Below are 14,323 nucleotides of genomic sequence, written 5' to 3'. Positions count from 1 at the left end.
TCTTGAATCCCGGTGTGCTCCGGGATCCTCGGGTTTTTCCAGGTGTTCGGCATGCGTCCGTGCCCTCGCTCCGTCGTCGCGGGTGCCGGCGCTGGGGTTGGCCGCGTGCCACCTAGCACTCTATACATGCGAGTGCTAGCACTCAAGGTCGGACCGTGCTCTTGTGTCGTAGGCGCTCGGATCCACCATGAGATGCGCCGAGATGTCCCCGACCATCTCCACGTCGACCTTGCGCTCGGTGAAGTGCCAGCCGTCGGCGTCCCGGCCGAACGTGTCGTAGTACCGCCCGACGACGATGGGCTGTAAAGGAACAGGCACCGGGCCTTCGGGGACGCTCTGGACCACCACGAACGTCGACCGAGCCGTCGCATGGTCGCCGTCGACATCCACGATGGGGTTGAGCACCAGGTGCCGGGTGCGTGGCGTGTTGCCGTGCTCGGGATACCGGCGGGTGGACATCCCGAACAACTTCGCGATCTTCTCCGCACCCGACGTGGACGGCGACGCGGTGCCGCCGAACGTGGCCCTGGCCAGCAACCGCCCGACGCCGTCGAAATCGCCCGCATCGACGAGTTCGGCGTAGCGGTACAGCAGTTCGGTGACCGCCGCCTTGTCGGAGCCGCTCACGCGACCTGGCCCCGCACCACGGGCAGCCCCGGATCACTCGCGGCGTCCAGCGGCGACGGGGCCGCACCGGCGGCGATCAGGTGTGCCGCGAACGACGCGATCATCGCGCCGTTGTCGGTACACAACCGCGGCCGCGGCACCCGCAACGTCAAACCTGCGGCCGCACACCGTTCCTCGGCCAGCTCACGCAGCCGGGAGTTGGCCGCCACGCCCCCGGCGATCAAGAGCGTGGACACCCCGAGATCGGTCGCGGCTCGCACGGCCTTGGCCGTGAGCACGTCGGCGACCGCTTCCTGGAACCCCGCCGCCACATCGGCCTGGGACGCCTCGGGGTGCGCCTCGACATACCGCGCGACCGCGGTCTTCAGGCCGGAGAAGCTGAACGCGTACGGATCGTCACGCGGCCCCGTCATCCCGCGCGGAAAGACGATGGCAGAGCGGTCCCCCGTGCGGGCCAGATCGTCGAGCACCTTGCCGCCCGGGTAGCCGAGCCCCAGCAGGCGCGCGATCTTGTCGTAGGCCTCGCCCGCGGCGTCGTCGACCGTGCTGCCCAGCTCCACGATCGGCTCCCCCAGCGAGCGCACATGCAGCAGGTGCGTGTGCCCACCCGAGACCAGCAGCCCCACGCTCTCGGGCAGCGGACCGTGGTCGTAGACATCGGCGGCCAGATGCCCGCCGAGGTGGTTGACCGCGTAGAACGGCACGTTCCACCCCGCGGCGTACGCCTTGGCCGCGGCCACCCCGACCAGCAGCGCACCGGCCAGGCCCGGTCCGATGGTCGCGGCGACGACGTCGGGCCGCTCGATGCCCGCGGCGTCCAGCGCCCGGCGCATCGTCGGCCCCAGCGCCTCCAGATGCGCCCGGGAGGCTATCTCGGGTACGACGCCGCCGAACCGGGCGTGCTCGTCGACGCTCGACGCGACCTCGTCGGCCAGCAGGGTCACCGTGCCGTCGCCCGCGAGCTCGGCGATGCCGACACCGGTCTCGTCACACGAGCTTTCGATCGCCAGGATGATCATGTCTGGGCTCCCTCGGCAACACGTCGCATGGTGTAGGCGTCTGCACCGCTCGCGCGGTAATAGCGTTTGCGCAGACCGATGTTGACAAATCCGACGCTCTCGTACAGCTTGATCGCGGGCACGTTGTCGGTCCGCACCTCGAGGAAAACCGTTCCACCCGCGGCGAACTCGAGCATCCCGGCGAGTAGCCGGCGGCCGATACCGTGCCCCTGGAAATCCGGGTCGACCCCGATCGTGTGAATCTCGTACTCGTACGGCCGGACTCGTCCCAGCCGGGAGATCCCGGCGTAGCCGACCACGCGACCGTCGCTGCGCGCCGCGAGGTAGTGATTGTGTTTCGCTGCGAGCTCGGCGAGGAACGCCCGGGCCGGCCACGGGTCGTCGCCGCCGAACAACTGCATCTCCAACTCGGCGCACCGGGCCGCGTCGGCTCGGGTCAGGGGACCGTACTCGATCTCGGTCATTTCCGCACCGCGGCAGGCGGTTTGGCGTCCGGCCGGCGCAGATACAGGGGAACGAGCGGCGCCGGGGCATCCCAATCGGCGACCACGGCCACCAGACCGGCCGGGTTCGGATACACCGCGTCGACGCGAGGCAGCTCGAACAGGGCTGCGTGCTCGGGCGAGCCGGCCACCGCGGCGGCATCCGCAGGCACATCGGCGGGAGTGTTCACGGCCGGACCGTGCACGCGCACGCCGTCGCGGTACCGCGCCCAGTACACCTCGCGACGACGCGCATCGGTCACCACGAGGACGTCGCCCCGCGTCTGGATGCCGATGGCATCGAGGCTGCACACCCCGTGCACCGGAATGCCCAGCGCATGGCCGAATGCCGCAGCACTGGCCATGCCGACCCGCAGCCCGGTGAACGGACCTGGCCCGCACCCCACGACGACGGCTTGCAGGTCGTCGACGACGATCCCGGCATCCGACAACGCCCCGAGCACATTGGGGGTCAGCTGCTCGGCGTGGGCCCGGGCATCGACCGTGACCCGTTCGGCGAGCGTGGTGACGAATCCGTCGGCACGGCTGACCACCCCGGCGCTCACGGCCGGTGTCGCGGTATCGATCGTCAGGATCATGGCTGGCTCCACTGCCAGGTCACGGTGCGGACCTCGGTGCGCGAATCGCGCTCGATGCGGATGTCGAGGTGGTGATCGGAGAGCCGCTCGGCCAGGCCCTCACCCCACTCGACGACCACGACCGCGTCTTCGAGATCGGTGTCGAGGTCGAGCGCATCGAGTTCCCCGAGCAGATCGGCCCCGGGATGGTCGAGCAGCCGGTACATGTCCACGTGCACCATGGCGGGCCGTCCCGGCCGGCGGGCGCGGTGCACCCTGGCCAACACGAAAGTCGGTGAGACCACCGGGCCGTCGACGTCCATCGCTTGCGCGATTCCCTTGGCCAGCACCGTCTTTCCGGCGCCCAAGGGCCCTGACAGCACCACCACGTCGCCCGCGCGCAAGCCCTGTCCGAGGGTGGCGCCCAGCGCGATGGTGTCCTCGGCGGTCGCCAGTTCGGCGGTGCCGCCCAAGCGTTCCGTCATGCGGGTGAACCCGCCGATCGCTGCCCTGCCACGACCCCCGAGTATTCCACCGGGGTCAACGCGGACCCGGCAGATACGTGCGGGTCACCCGGCCGCGCGGGCTCGTGACCACCTCGTAGTGGATGGTGTCGAGCAGATCCGCCCAGTCTTGCGCGGTCGGCTCCCCGTGCGTGCCCGGTCCGAACAGGATGGCGTCGTCACCCTCGCTGACGTCAGAGGCGTCGGGGCCGAGGTCGACGACGAACTGGTCCATGCAGACCCGCCCGACCGCGCGGCGACGGCGACCGTTGATCAGCACGTCGATGCGCCCGCTGAGGGCGCGGTACACGCCGTCGGCATACCCGATCGGCAACAGCGCCAGGGTGGTGTCATGGTCGGCGATCCACAGGTGCCCGTACGACACACCGTCACCCGCGCGTACCGAACGCACCAGCGCGACAGGGCATTTCAGCGTCATCGCGGGCCGGAGCCCCAGGTCGCCGCGCTCCGGGATCGGGCTGAGACCGTACACGGCGATACCTGGCCGAACCATGTCGAACGCGAGGTCCGGCCGGGTCATCGCGGCGGGCGAGTTGGCCAGATGCGCCACCTCCAGTGGCACCTTCTGGCTGCGGGCGTGATCTCGCATCGCGACGAGCCGCTGCGCCTGCAGATCGTTGAACGGATTGTCCGGATCGTCACCGTGCACCAGATGGCTCATGATGCCGTGCAGCAGGATGGCGCCGTCGGCCTGGGCGCGGCCGAGCGCGTCGAGCATCGCCGGGTAATCGGCGGCGCTGACACCGTTGCGGCTCAATCCGGTATCGACCTTGACGGTCACGGTCGCGGTGCGGCCCGTGCTCGCCACGGCCGTCAAGAGCTCGTCGAGCTGGCGGCGCGACGACAACGCGACCTCGACATCGGCGTTCACCGCGGGCGCGAAATCGGTGCCGGGCGGGTGCAACCAGGCCAGCAGCGGCGCGGAGATGCCCGCGGCGCGCAAGGCCAGTGCCTCGGGGATGGTCGCGACACCGATCTCGGCCGCCCCGGCGGCGAGGGCGGCCCGGGCCACCGGCACGGCGCCGTGGCCGTAGCCGTCGGCTTTGACCACGGCCATGACCGCCGCCGACCCGGCGTGCTCGCGCAGCACGCGTACGTTGTGGTCGATCGCTGCGAGATCCACCACAGCCTGCGCCGATGCGTGTGGGGTCAGCGCTGTCGTGAGTTCGGTTGTCTGCATGCTCATGTCTCCGCCGACCATTGTCCCAGAGGTCGACCTCAGTGCGTGAAGGGCTGCTCCCTGTCGAAGTACCCACCGGGCTTGAGGTCGTCAAGGTGCTTGAGCGCGGTGATGGTGTCGTCCTTGAGCGCCCTGGCCAGGTCCGCCGAGAAGCCCTCGCGGACCACCACCCGCAGCACGACGACGTCGTTGGCGTTGTCCGGCATGGTGTAGGCGGGCACCTGCCAGCCGAACCCGCGCAGCGCCGCGGACACATCGAACTCGGTGTATCCGGGGTTTCCCTTGAGCCGGAAGCTGACCACCGGGATGGCCGAACCGTCCGAGATGATCTCGAAGTGTTCACTGTCGCGGAGTTCGTCACCGAGCCAGCGCGCGGTCTGCGACAGGCATTGCATCACCTGGCTGTAGCCGGCCCGGCCAAGCCGCAGGAAGTTGTAGTACTGCCCCACCACCTGGTTGCCGGGCCGGGAGAAGTTGAGCGTGAACGTCGGCATGTCGCCACCGAGGTAGTTGACCCGGAACACCAGATCCTCGGGCAGGTGCTCCTTGCTGCGCCACACCACGAAGCCGATACCCGGATAGGTCAACCCGTACTTGTGGCCGCTGACGTTGATCGACACCACGCGCGGCAACCGGAAATCCCACTCCAGATCGGGATGCAGGAACGGCACCACAAAGCCGCCACTGGCCGCGTCCACGTGCACCGGCACATCGAGCTTCCCGTCCTGGCCCGCCAAATCGTCGAGTGCGGCACAGATTTCGGCGATGGGCTCGAGTTCGCCGGTGAACGTCGTGCCCAGGATGGCGACCACACCGATGGTGTCCTCGTCGACGTTGGCCAGCACCTGTTCGGGCGTGATGACGTAACGCCCCTCCTCCATCGGCAGATACCGCGGCTCGACATCGAAGTAACGGCAGAACTTCTCCCACACCACCTGGACGTTGGAGCCCATCACGAGGTTCGGGGTGCGTCCCTTCCAGCCGTCACCAACTTTCTCGCGCCAACGCCATTTGAGCGCAAGCCCGGCGAGCATGACGGCCTCGCTCGAGCCGATCGTGGAGACTCCGACGGCGCTGGCCGGATCGTCGTCGCGCAGATCCTCGGCATGGAAGAGATCGGCCACCATGCACACACAGCGCTGCTCGATCGCGGCCGTCGCCGGGTACTCGTCCTTGTCGATCATGTTCTTGTCGAAGGTCTCGGCCATGAGCTTCTCGGCCTCTTCGTCCATCCAGGTGGTGACGAACGTCGCGAGGTTGAGCCGCGAGCTGCCGTCGAGCATCAACTCGTCGTGGATGAACCGGTAGGCCGCGGCCGGATCCATCGCCTCGTCCGGCAGACGCAGCGAGGGCACCGGGGCCATGGCCAGCCTCCCGGTATAGGCGGGTGCGATGTGCTGGCCATGAGAGTGCTTGCGCGCCATGACGATCCTTTCGTGGTTTACAGAGCCGCGATTGCGTTGCGGACATGAGCGAGGATGCGCGACGCCGAGGTGGGTGCCGGGCGCGGACCGGGATCGGCCGCTGACAGGTTGGCCGCGCGCGCATGGACGAAGGCGCCGGCAGCGGCGGCCTCGCCCGGCGGAAGACCCGCTGCCAGCAGAGCGCCGATGACCCCTGACAGCACGTCACCCGAGCCTGCGGTCGCGGCCCAGGACTGCCCGGCCGGGTTGAGGTAGGCCGTGCCACCGGGTTCGGCGATGACCGTGACGTTCCCCTTGAGCAGCACCGTGACGCCGAGCCGCGCGGCCAGCCCACGGGCCGCGGAGACGCGATCGTCGCCGACGGGCTCGCCTGCCACGCGCTGGTACTCACCGGCATGCGGGGTGAGCACGGTTGGTGCGGAACGCTCGGCCACCAGGTCCGGATCGGCGGCCAGCAGGGTCAACGCATCGGCATCGACGAGTACCGGCAGGTCGGTGCCCAGCGCGAACCGCAGCGCTTCGGCCGCGGTCTCGTCGGTGCCGAGGCCGGGCCCCACCACCCAGGCCTGCACGCGGCCCGCGGATTCGGCATCGTGGGATGCGATCACCTCGGGCCAGTGTGAAAGCACCTGCTGTGCAGCACTTCCCGCGTAGCGGACCATGCCAGATGTCGCGGCCACCGCGGCGCCCGTGCTCAGCACCGCCGCGCCCGGATAGGTCGCCGAGCCGGACAGCACACCCGTGACGCCCTGGGTGTACTTGTCGTCGTGCGGTCCCGGAACGGGCCAGCGAGCCCGGACATCGGCGGCGTCGAAACCGAGCAGATCGGTCGGAGGCAGATCCAGGCCGATGTCGACGAGCTCGACGCGTCCACACTCACCGAGTGCGTGCACGGGCTTGAGTCCGCCGAAGGTCACGGTGAGCGCGGCGTGCACGTGCGGGCCGTCTGCTGTTCCCGTGTGCACGTCGACGCCGCTGGGAATGTCGACCGCGACGACGGGTGCGGCACTGGACTCGAACACTGCGGCGGCATTTGCCCGCAGTGGACCACGACCGGAAATCCCGACCACGCCGTCGATCACCAGATCCGTTGTCGCCGGGATATTTTGCACCACCGCACCGCCCGCGCGCCGGAACGCGGCCAGCGCCGCGGCGTGAGTGCGTTCGGGATTGAGCAGCACAGCATCGGCCGCCGCTCCCCTGCGGCGCAGAAATGTTGCCGCCCACAAGGCGTCGCCGCCGTTGTCGCCGGAGCCCACCACTGCGCATACGCGCCGACCGGCGATACCGCCGGTGCGGGCCTTGAGTTCGCGGCCGATCGCGGTGGCGAGCCCGAAAGCGGCGCGGCGCATCAACGCGCCGTCGGGCAACGCGGCCAGCAGCGGCGCCTCGGCTTCACGGATCGCATCGGCAGAGTAGTAGTGCCGCATCAACTCTCATTCCCGTCGACTTGACCGTGCGCCAACAGGTTACGCGAGTCGGTGGGGCTAGGTCAGGGATTCGGTCCTGGCGTGGCCGACGACCCGCGCGATCACGGCGCCCGCCGCGCGCAAGCGGTCCGGCGGGTGTGACGCGTAGCCGAGCACCAACCCCGGCGGACCGGGCAGCCGCTGATGCCACGACAACGGATGTACCAGGACGCCTGCGGCGCGCAGCTCATCCGCGAGCGCTGCGTCGTCCGTCCCGGGCGGCAGGGTGACCAGCAGGTGCAGCCCGGCCGCTACCCCACTCACCGCCAGACCCGGTAACGCTGCGAGCAATGCGTCGCGCCTGGCCCGATGCCGGCTGCGGACCAGCCGGACATGCCGGTCGTAATCGCCCGATTCCAGCATTCGCGCCAGCACCAGTTGCGGCACGGTCGGGCTGCCCAGGTCGGTCGCGTGTTTGGCGGCCACCAGGTCGGCGAAGCGGTTCCGGGGCGCCACCAGCCAGCCGATTCGCAGCGCGGGCGCGAGACTCTTCGACGTGCTGCCGGTGTAGGCGATGCGGTCTGGCGCGGCAGGGTGCAGCGCCGGAACCGGTGCACGGTCATAGCGGTACTCGGCGTCGTAGTCGTCTTCGATCACCAATTCGGCGTCCCATGTCAGCAGTTCACGGCGCCGTTGCGGGCCGAGCACCACGCCCGTCGGAAACTGGTGCGCGGGAGTCAGGAACGCGGCCCGTGCGCCGCACGCCGCGAGGGCGTCCACTCGGATGCCGTCGTCGTCCACCGGCACCGGCACGGGGCGAAGACCCCAGTACTCGAGTTCCTCGACGGCACCGCGCGAGCCCGGCTCCTCGACCGCGATCTCATCGATGCCGTCGCGGCGCAGCTGTTGCGCCAGCAGGGCGACGGCCTGTGCGACGCCCGCCACGATGAGGATCTCGTCGGGATCGACCCGCAGCCCGCGCGTGCGTGCCAACCACGGCGCGAGGGCGGCGCGCAGCCGCGGATGCCCACGCGGATCGCCATAACCGAGATCTTCCGGCGACGCCTCCGAGAGCACCGCGCGTTCGGCGCGCAACCACGTGCTGCGTGGAAAAGCCGAGAGATCGGGCACCCCGGGTGAGAGGTCGATGCCTGCCCCGGCGGGCAGCCGCGGCCGTGGGAGGCGGTGCGTGTCGAAGCGCTGGGGTGTGCGCACGGCGGCGGGCGCGGGACGCTCGAGCACCACCGTGCCGCCACCCGAGCGCCCGCTGATCAGACCTTCATCGGCGATCCTGCGGTACGCCTCCACGACCACGCCACGGGATATCCCGAGCTCGCCGGCCAGCACGCGGGTGGCGGGCAGCCGGGTGCCGGTGGCCAGCCGCCCGTCGGCGATTGCGGCGCGGAACGCGTCGGTGAGCCACCCGGTCAGTCCCCGCGCCGGCGCCGCTGCCGGGTCGAGCAGCAGGAAGTCGGCCCCGAACGAGATTTGGTCCACTTGATGTATCCATACTTGGTGCTGTTTGTTGGACCATCGTGCCGCCAGCATGGGTTTCATGTCCAGTACTACCCGCGCGGCCCTGTCCGGCGCTCTCGGCATGACGTTCGTCGGCGGCAGTGTCGCAGTCTCGAGTGCCCTCGCCGACGCGCCACTGCACACCGGACAGGCGCTGCGCTATGCCGTCGCGTGCGCGCTGCTACTCGGATGGGTGCGCATGACCAGCCAGCCGCTACGCCGCCCCCGCGGTGCCGAGTGGCTGTGGCTGGCGGGTGTCACCGCGAGCGGCCTGGTGTTGTTCAACGTCGCGCTGGTGCACGGCTCGCAGCATGCCGAACCCGCGGTGCTCGCGGTGGCGGTGGCTTGTGTCCCGGTGGCGTTGGCGACCGTCGGGCCGCTCCTGGAGGGACGCCGCCCGACCACCCGGGTGCTGGTCGCGGCGATCGTGGTGAGCGTGGGCGCGATCGTGGTCGAAGGGCTCGGTGACGCCGACGGCACAGGACTGCTGTGGGCGCTGGTGGTGTTCGCATGCGAGGCAGGCTTCACCCTGCTGGCAGTGCCCGTTCTCGGGTCTCACGGGCCGGCAGGCGTCTCGGTGCACACCACCTGGATGGCCGCCGTCATGTTCGCCATCCTGGGTGTGAGCACCGAAGGATGGCGCGCGGCAACCACTTTCGACGCCGGTGAGCTGCTGGCGATCGGCTATCTGGCGCTCGGGGTCACCGCGCTGGCGTTCATCCTCTGGTACACGTGCGTGCGGCATCTGGGCGCCGGACGCGCCGGCCTGCTGACGGGCGTGGCGCCGGTCGCCGCCGCCGTCATCGGGATTCCGCTCACCGGGGCGCTGCCCGCGGCGCCGGTATGGACGGGCATCGCGTTGATCGCGTGCGGGCTGGCGCTGGGGCTTGGCGCTAAACCTCGGCCTGACCACGGAACGTCACGCGATACGCCTGCGGCGAAACCCCGGCAACCCGTTTGAACTGCTCGCGGCGCCGAACCTGAGCTTGTGTACGAACTCTGGCCGAAATCTCGCACACAAGCTCAGGTTCGACGGTAACCGTCGACCCCGTCCCAGAACCCGGCAGCGCGCTGGGCGATCTCGGCCGGGTATTCGCCGTTGATCGCATGCGAGGCCTGCGGCCACACCTCGATCTCGCCGTGGGGCAACAGGTTCCGGGCACGCGCCGCCGCCCGGTCCGGATCGAGCATCACACTGCGGCCCGCGAGCAACGCGAGAACCGGCACCGCGAGCGAGCGCAGTTGCGCGTCGGTGAAGAGCCGCGGCATCGGTGTGCGCAGTGCGAAATCCTTTGACCCGGCCGAGATCAGCGTTGCCTCTACGTCGGCGGTGTCGACATCGGAGCCGCCCGAGATCCAGCTCAGCACGCGGCGCCGCCGCGTCTCGGGCACGCCCGGTGCGTACATGAGTATCGACGCGAACATCGTCTTGAGCGGTATCCGCGCGAACGTGAACACCGGATCCAGCAAGGTCAACGACGCGATCCGGTCGGGATGGTGCACCGCGCAGTTGACCGCCGTCCAGCCGCCGATCGACACGCCCAGCAGATGGACACGGTCGAACTCAAGACCGACCAGCGCCTCCGTGAGCCACCGCGCCTGATCGGCTGCGGACCGGATCTCCTTGTGCTGCACGGACAATCCGGCTTCACCGAGCAGGTCGATGCAATACACCGTGCGGTGCGTCAGCAACGCCGCCAGATTCGTCCGATACATCGGCGTCGCGGCGTTGCGCCCCGGCAACAGCAGTACGGGCACGCCTTCGTGCCGCCCGGCGAAACGGTAGGCCCGCACGGTGCCGAACGAGGTCGGCACGTCGCAGATCTCGAACTCGGGCAGCTGCGCCATACCGTCGCGGTAGGCACTCAGATAATGCTCGAAGGCGCAGCGCCCGACGAAGCCGCCCACCCCGCCGCGGCTCCACCGCTCGCTGAAGTTGACCTCGGGAATGTCAAGATCCATCAGTCCGGGGCCCCGAATGTGGACAAGAGCTATTCGACGGTGACCGACTTGGCCAGGTTGCGTGGCTTGTCGACGTCGTACCCCCGCGCCCGGGCCACCCCGGCCGCGAACACCTGCAACGGAATGGTGGACAGCAGCGGCTGGAAAAGCGTTGACACCGCAGGCACTTCGATCAGGTGATCGGCGTAGGGCCGGACCGTGTCGTCGCCTTCCTCGGCGATCACGATGGTGATGGCACCGCGCGCCTGGATCTCGCGGATGTTGGACAGCAGCTTGGCGTGCAGCATCTGCGCGTTCTTGGGCGAGGGCATCACCACGATGACCGGCAGGTCTTCGTCGATCAGCGCGATGGGCCCGTGCTTGAGCTCGCCCGCCGCGAAGCCCTCCGCGTGCATGTAGGCGAGCTCTTTGAGCTTGAGCGCACCCTCCAGCGCCACCGGGTAGCCCACATGGCGGCCCAGGAACAGCACCGTGGGCGACTTCGCGAACCGCTGCGCCAACTGCGCCACCGGTTCGATGCCTGCCAGCACGCGCGTCACCAGATCCGGCATGGACTCCAGCTCGCGATACTCGCGTTGCACCTCGTCGGGGTACTTGGTGCCACGCGCCTGGGCCAGCGCCAGCCCCACGAGGTAGTTGGCCGCGATCTGCGCCAGGAACGTCTTGGTGGCCGCCACCCCGATCTCCGGCCCGGCCCGCGTGTAGAGCACAGCGTCGGCCTCACGCGGAATCTGGCTGCCGTTGGTGTTGCAGATCGCCAGCACCTTGGCCTTCTGGGTCTTGGCGTGCCGCACGGCCTCGAGCGTGTCGGCGGTCTCGCCGGACTGCGAGATCGCGATCACCAGCGTGCTGCGGTCCAGCACCGGGTCGCGGTACCGGAACTCGCTGGCCAGCTCGACCTCGACAGGCAGGCGGGTCCAGTGCTCGATCGCGTACTTGGCCAGCAGGCCCGAGTGGTAGGCCGTGCCGCACGCCACGATGAAGACCTTGTCGATCTCGCGGAGTTCCTGATCGGACAGGCGCTGCTCGTCGAGCACGATGCGGCCGTCGACGAAATGCCCCAGCAGCGTGTCGGCCACCGCGGCCGGCTGCTCCGCGATCTCCTTGAGCATGAAGTAGTCGTAGCCACCTTTTTCGGCGGCGCTCAGATCCCAGTCGATGTGGAATTCGCGGTAATCCACGTCGGTGTTGCCGTGGAAGTCGCTGATCCGGTAGCCGTCGGCGGTGAGCACCACGGCCTGGTCCTGACCGAGCTCGACCGCGTGGCGGGTGTGCTCGATGAACGCGGCGACGTCGCTGCCGAGGAACATCTCGCCCTCGCCGATGCCGAGCACCAGCGGCGTGGACCGGCGGGCCGCCACGATGGTGCCCGGGTCGTCGGCGTTGGCGAACACCAATGTGAAGTGGCCCTCAAGGCGGCGCAGCACCGCCAGGACAGACGCCGGGAAATCGCCCGCGGTGTCACCGTGGGTGTACTGCCGGGCCACCAGGTGCACGGCGACCTCGGTGTCAGTGTCGCTGGCGAACTCGACTCCGGCCGCCTCGAGCTCGGCCCGCAGCGCCGCGAAGTTCTCGATGATGCCGTTGTGAACGACGGCGATCTTGCCCGCGGCATCGCGATGGGGATGCGCGTTGCGGTCGGTGGGCCTGCCGTGAGTGGCCCAGCGGGTATGGCCTAGGCCGGTCGCACCCGTCAGCACGGCGTCGTCGGTCTCGGCGAGCGCGGATTCCAGGTTGGCCAGCCGGCCGGCGCGGCGACGCACCGTCAACCCACCTTGGCCGTCGATCAGGGCGATACCGGCAGAGTCGTAGCCGCGGTATTCCATCCGGCGCAGCGCGTCGACCACGATGTCGCGGGCCGGGCGCGCCCCGACGTAGCCGACGATTCCACACATAGTCCACCAGGGTAGTGCAGGGCGAGGGGTGAGAAACCGCGCGCGGGGCCCGCCCGGACCGCGACACAGCCGTTGGCCTGCACCGCAGCGGACGAATGTGATGCCGGTGGGCTACCGTCATCGGGTGGCCAGCACGAAGAAGCTCCTCGCTGCTCTGACCCGCCGGGGACCACACCGTGTGCTGCGCGGTGACCTGGCATTCGCCGGCGTTCCCGGTGTGGTGTACACCCCGGAATCCGGGCTGAACCTCCCCGGCATCGCGTTCGGCCATGACTGGCTGACGCGCGCCGACCGGTACGGGAAGACCCTCGAGCACCTGGCCTCGTGGGGCATAGTCGCCGCCGCACCCGACACCGAGAGGGGCCTGGCGCCGTCGGTGCTGAACTTCGCCTTCGACCTGGGCGCCACCCTCGACATCGTCAGCGGCGTACGCCTCGGACCCGGCAAGATCAGTGTCCATCCGACCAAGCGCGGCGTGGTCGGCCACGGATTCGGTGGGTCGGCGGCCGTGTTCACCGCCGCAGGCATGCCGAACAAGCCGAAGGCCGTCGTCGCGCTGTTCCCGACGGTCACCAAGCCGGCGGCCGAACAGCCGGCTGCGTCGCTGGACGTGCCAGGATTGGTGCTGACGGCCCCCGGTGACCCCATGACACTGCGGTCCAATGCCGTCGAGCTGAGCCGGGTGTGGGACCGCGCGACACTGCGCACGGTCTCCAAGGCCAAGGCGGGCGGCCTGATCGAAGGACGTCGGCTGGCCCGCGTCGTCGGGCTGCCCGGCGCTGACCGCGACACCCAGAAGCTCGTGCGGGGACTGCTCACCGGATACCTGCTCGCCACGCTGGCCGGCGACAAGACCTACCGCGACTTCGCGGACCCCGAGGTGCAACTCCCCCGCACCGAGACCCCCGACCCGAACGCCGACCCGGTCGCGCTCGAGGACAAGGTCGTCGCGCTGCTCAAACCCTGAGGGATCAGACCAGAGTGGTGCCGCCGTCGACCGTGAGCACGACGCCCGTGCCGAATTCCTGTTCCATGCAGTACACATAGGCCAGCGCCGTGTCCGTCACCTCGCCGATGCGGCCCACCGGCAGATTGCGTGCGAACTGCTCGTACACGGCGTCCCGGTCGGCTTCACCGAACGCCGACCACAGCGGCGTCTCGATCGGGCCGGGCGCGACGGCATTGATGCGCAACGGTGCGAGCTCGACGGCAAGCGCTCGCGTCATGGCGTTGATCGCACCGCAGACCGCGGTGGGCAGCACCCCCAAGCCCGGTTTCTCGGCAGCCGTTCCGCTGGTGAGGGTGACGGATCCGCCCTCGGTGATCCGCGGCGCGAACTCCCGGATCACCTGCAGTTGGCCGATGAACCTGGTGCCGATGAACTCGGTGATCGTCTCGGCGGTCAGGTCGGCGAATCCGACCATCGTCAGCGGCTCGCCCGCGGTGAAGACCAGGTGCTCGATCTGCCCGACCTCGTCGGCGAGGCGGCTGAGATCCGCCGGGTCACTGAGGTCGACTGTGGCGCCGCGCGCGTGCGTGGGCAGGCCGGCCAGGGCGCGCTCGACGTTGGATTGATTGCGCGACACCACAATCGGGATGCCACCGCGATCCGCGACCGCGGCCGCCACTCCGAGACCGATGCCGGAGGTGCCGCCGATGACCAGGATCCGTGCGTTCTTGAGGTTCATGAAACCACTGTGAATCCGGC

General features: G+C 69.5%; 14 protein-coding genes. 2 read left to right on the top strand and 12 right to left on the bottom strand.

Features of this window, described 5'->3' with window-relative positions:
- Positions 1-135 precede the first annotated feature (135 nt).
- The 9 genes from G6N67_RS21975 to pdxR are packed head-to-tail and all read right to left on the bottom strand — an operon-like array spanning position 136 to position 8,740.
- Positions 136-627: a nuclear transport factor 2 family protein gene (locus tag G6N67_RS21975; protein WP_036428928.1), complete on the bottom strand. Its 492-nt coding sequence runs from the start codon at positions 625-627 to the stop codon at positions 136-138.
- Positions 624-1,646 carry a tRNA (adenosine(37)-N6)-threonylcarbamoyltransferase complex transferase subunit TsaD gene (gene tsaD, locus G6N67_RS21970; RefSeq protein ID WP_036428929.1) on the bottom strand — a complete coding sequence of 341 codons (1,023 nt, stop codon included), beginning with the start codon at positions 1,644-1,646 and terminating at the stop codon, positions 624-626. Before tsaD ends, G6N67_RS21975 begins: the two co-directional genes overlap by 4 nt.
- Positions 1,643-2,110 (bottom strand): ribosomal protein S18-alanine N-acetyltransferase, encoded by a 468-nt coding sequence (rimI, locus tag G6N67_RS21965; protein WP_036428931.1) that lies wholly within the window; start codon positions 2,108-2,110, stop codon positions 1,643-1,645. Before rimI ends, tsaD begins: the two co-directional genes overlap by 4 nt.
- Positions 2,107-2,727, bottom strand: a complete 621-nt coding sequence (tsaB, locus tag G6N67_RS21960; protein WP_036428933.1) for a tRNA (adenosine(37)-N6)-threonylcarbamoyltransferase complex dimerization subunit type 1 TsaB — start codon at positions 2,725-2,727, stop codon at positions 2,107-2,109. The genes rimI and tsaB overlap by 4 nt, the downstream gene beginning before the upstream one ends.
- Positions 2,724-3,191: a tRNA (adenosine(37)-N6)-threonylcarbamoyltransferase complex ATPase subunit type 1 TsaE gene (gene tsaE / locus G6N67_RS21955; protein WP_036428935.1), complete on the bottom strand. Its 468-nt coding sequence runs from the start codon at positions 3,189-3,191 to the stop codon at positions 2,724-2,726. Before tsaE ends, tsaB begins: the two co-directional genes overlap by 4 nt.
- Positions 3,192-3,246: 55 nt before the next feature.
- Positions 3,247-4,410 (bottom strand): alanine racemase, encoded by a 1,164-nt coding sequence (alr, locus tag G6N67_RS21950; protein ID WP_036434351.1) that lies wholly within the window; start codon positions 4,408-4,410, stop codon positions 3,247-3,249.
- A gap of 38 nt (positions 4,411-4,448) precedes the next feature.
- A complete protein-coding gene (locus G6N67_RS21945) occupies positions 4,449-5,834 on the bottom strand; it encodes a glutamate decarboxylase (protein ID WP_036428936.1) in 1,386 nt (461 codons plus the stop codon).
- A 17-nt stretch (positions 5,835-5,851) separates the two neighbouring features.
- Positions 5,852-7,264, bottom strand: coding sequence for an NAD(P)H-hydrate dehydratase (locus G6N67_RS21940; RefSeq protein ID WP_036428937.1), 1,413 nt, complete (start codon positions 7,262-7,264; stop codon positions 5,852-5,854).
- Positions 7,265-7,321: 57 nt separating this feature from the next.
- Positions 7,322-8,740 (bottom strand): MocR-like pyridoxine biosynthesis transcription factor PdxR, encoded by a 1,419-nt coding sequence (pdxR, locus tag G6N67_RS21935; protein WP_036434353.1) that lies wholly within the window; start codon positions 8,738-8,740, stop codon positions 7,322-7,324.
- A gap of 58 nt (positions 8,741-8,798) precedes the next feature.
- On the opposite strand from pdxR, the gene G6N67_RS21930 reads away from it, so the two are divergent.
- Positions 8,799-9,719 (top strand): DMT family transporter, encoded by a 921-nt coding sequence (locus G6N67_RS21930; protein WP_036434355.1) that lies wholly within the window; start codon positions 8,799-8,801, stop codon positions 9,717-9,719.
- 62 nt (positions 9,720-9,781) lie between these two features.
- Here G6N67_RS21930 and G6N67_RS21925 read toward each other — a convergent pair whose 3' ends face one another.
- Positions 9,782-10,720, bottom strand: coding sequence for an alpha/beta fold hydrolase (locus G6N67_RS21925; protein ID WP_036428938.1), 939 nt, complete (start codon positions 10,718-10,720; stop codon positions 9,782-9,784).
- A 29-nt stretch (positions 10,721-10,749) separates the two neighbouring features.
- Complete coding sequence (glmS, locus tag G6N67_RS21920; RefSeq protein WP_036428939.1) at positions 10,750-12,615, bottom strand: glutamine--fructose-6-phosphate transaminase (isomerizing); 1,866 nt, start codon at positions 12,613-12,615, stop codon at positions 10,750-10,752.
- Between the two features lie 124 nt (positions 12,616-12,739).
- On the opposite strand from glmS, the gene G6N67_RS21915 reads away from it, so the two are divergent.
- Complete coding sequence (locus G6N67_RS21915; protein WP_036434358.1) at positions 12,740-13,582, top strand: dienelactone hydrolase family protein; 843 nt, start codon at positions 12,740-12,742, stop codon at positions 13,580-13,582.
- Between the two features lie 4 nt (positions 13,583-13,586).
- On the opposite strand, the gene G6N67_RS21910 is transcribed toward G6N67_RS21915, so the two are convergent.
- On the bottom strand, positions 13,587-14,303 hold the full coding sequence (locus G6N67_RS21910) for an SDR family oxidoreductase (protein ID WP_036428940.1): 717 nt from the start codon (positions 14,301-14,303) through the stop codon (positions 13,587-13,589).
- Positions 14,304-14,323 lie beyond the last annotated feature (20 nt).

This window comes from Mycolicibacterium mageritense, from assembly GCF_010727475.1.
GTDB classification, from domain to species: domain Bacteria; phylum Actinomycetota; class Actinomycetes; order Mycobacteriales; family Mycobacteriaceae; genus Mycobacterium; species Mycobacterium mageritense.
This window is presented reverse-complemented; position numbering and strand designations above follow the sequence as displayed.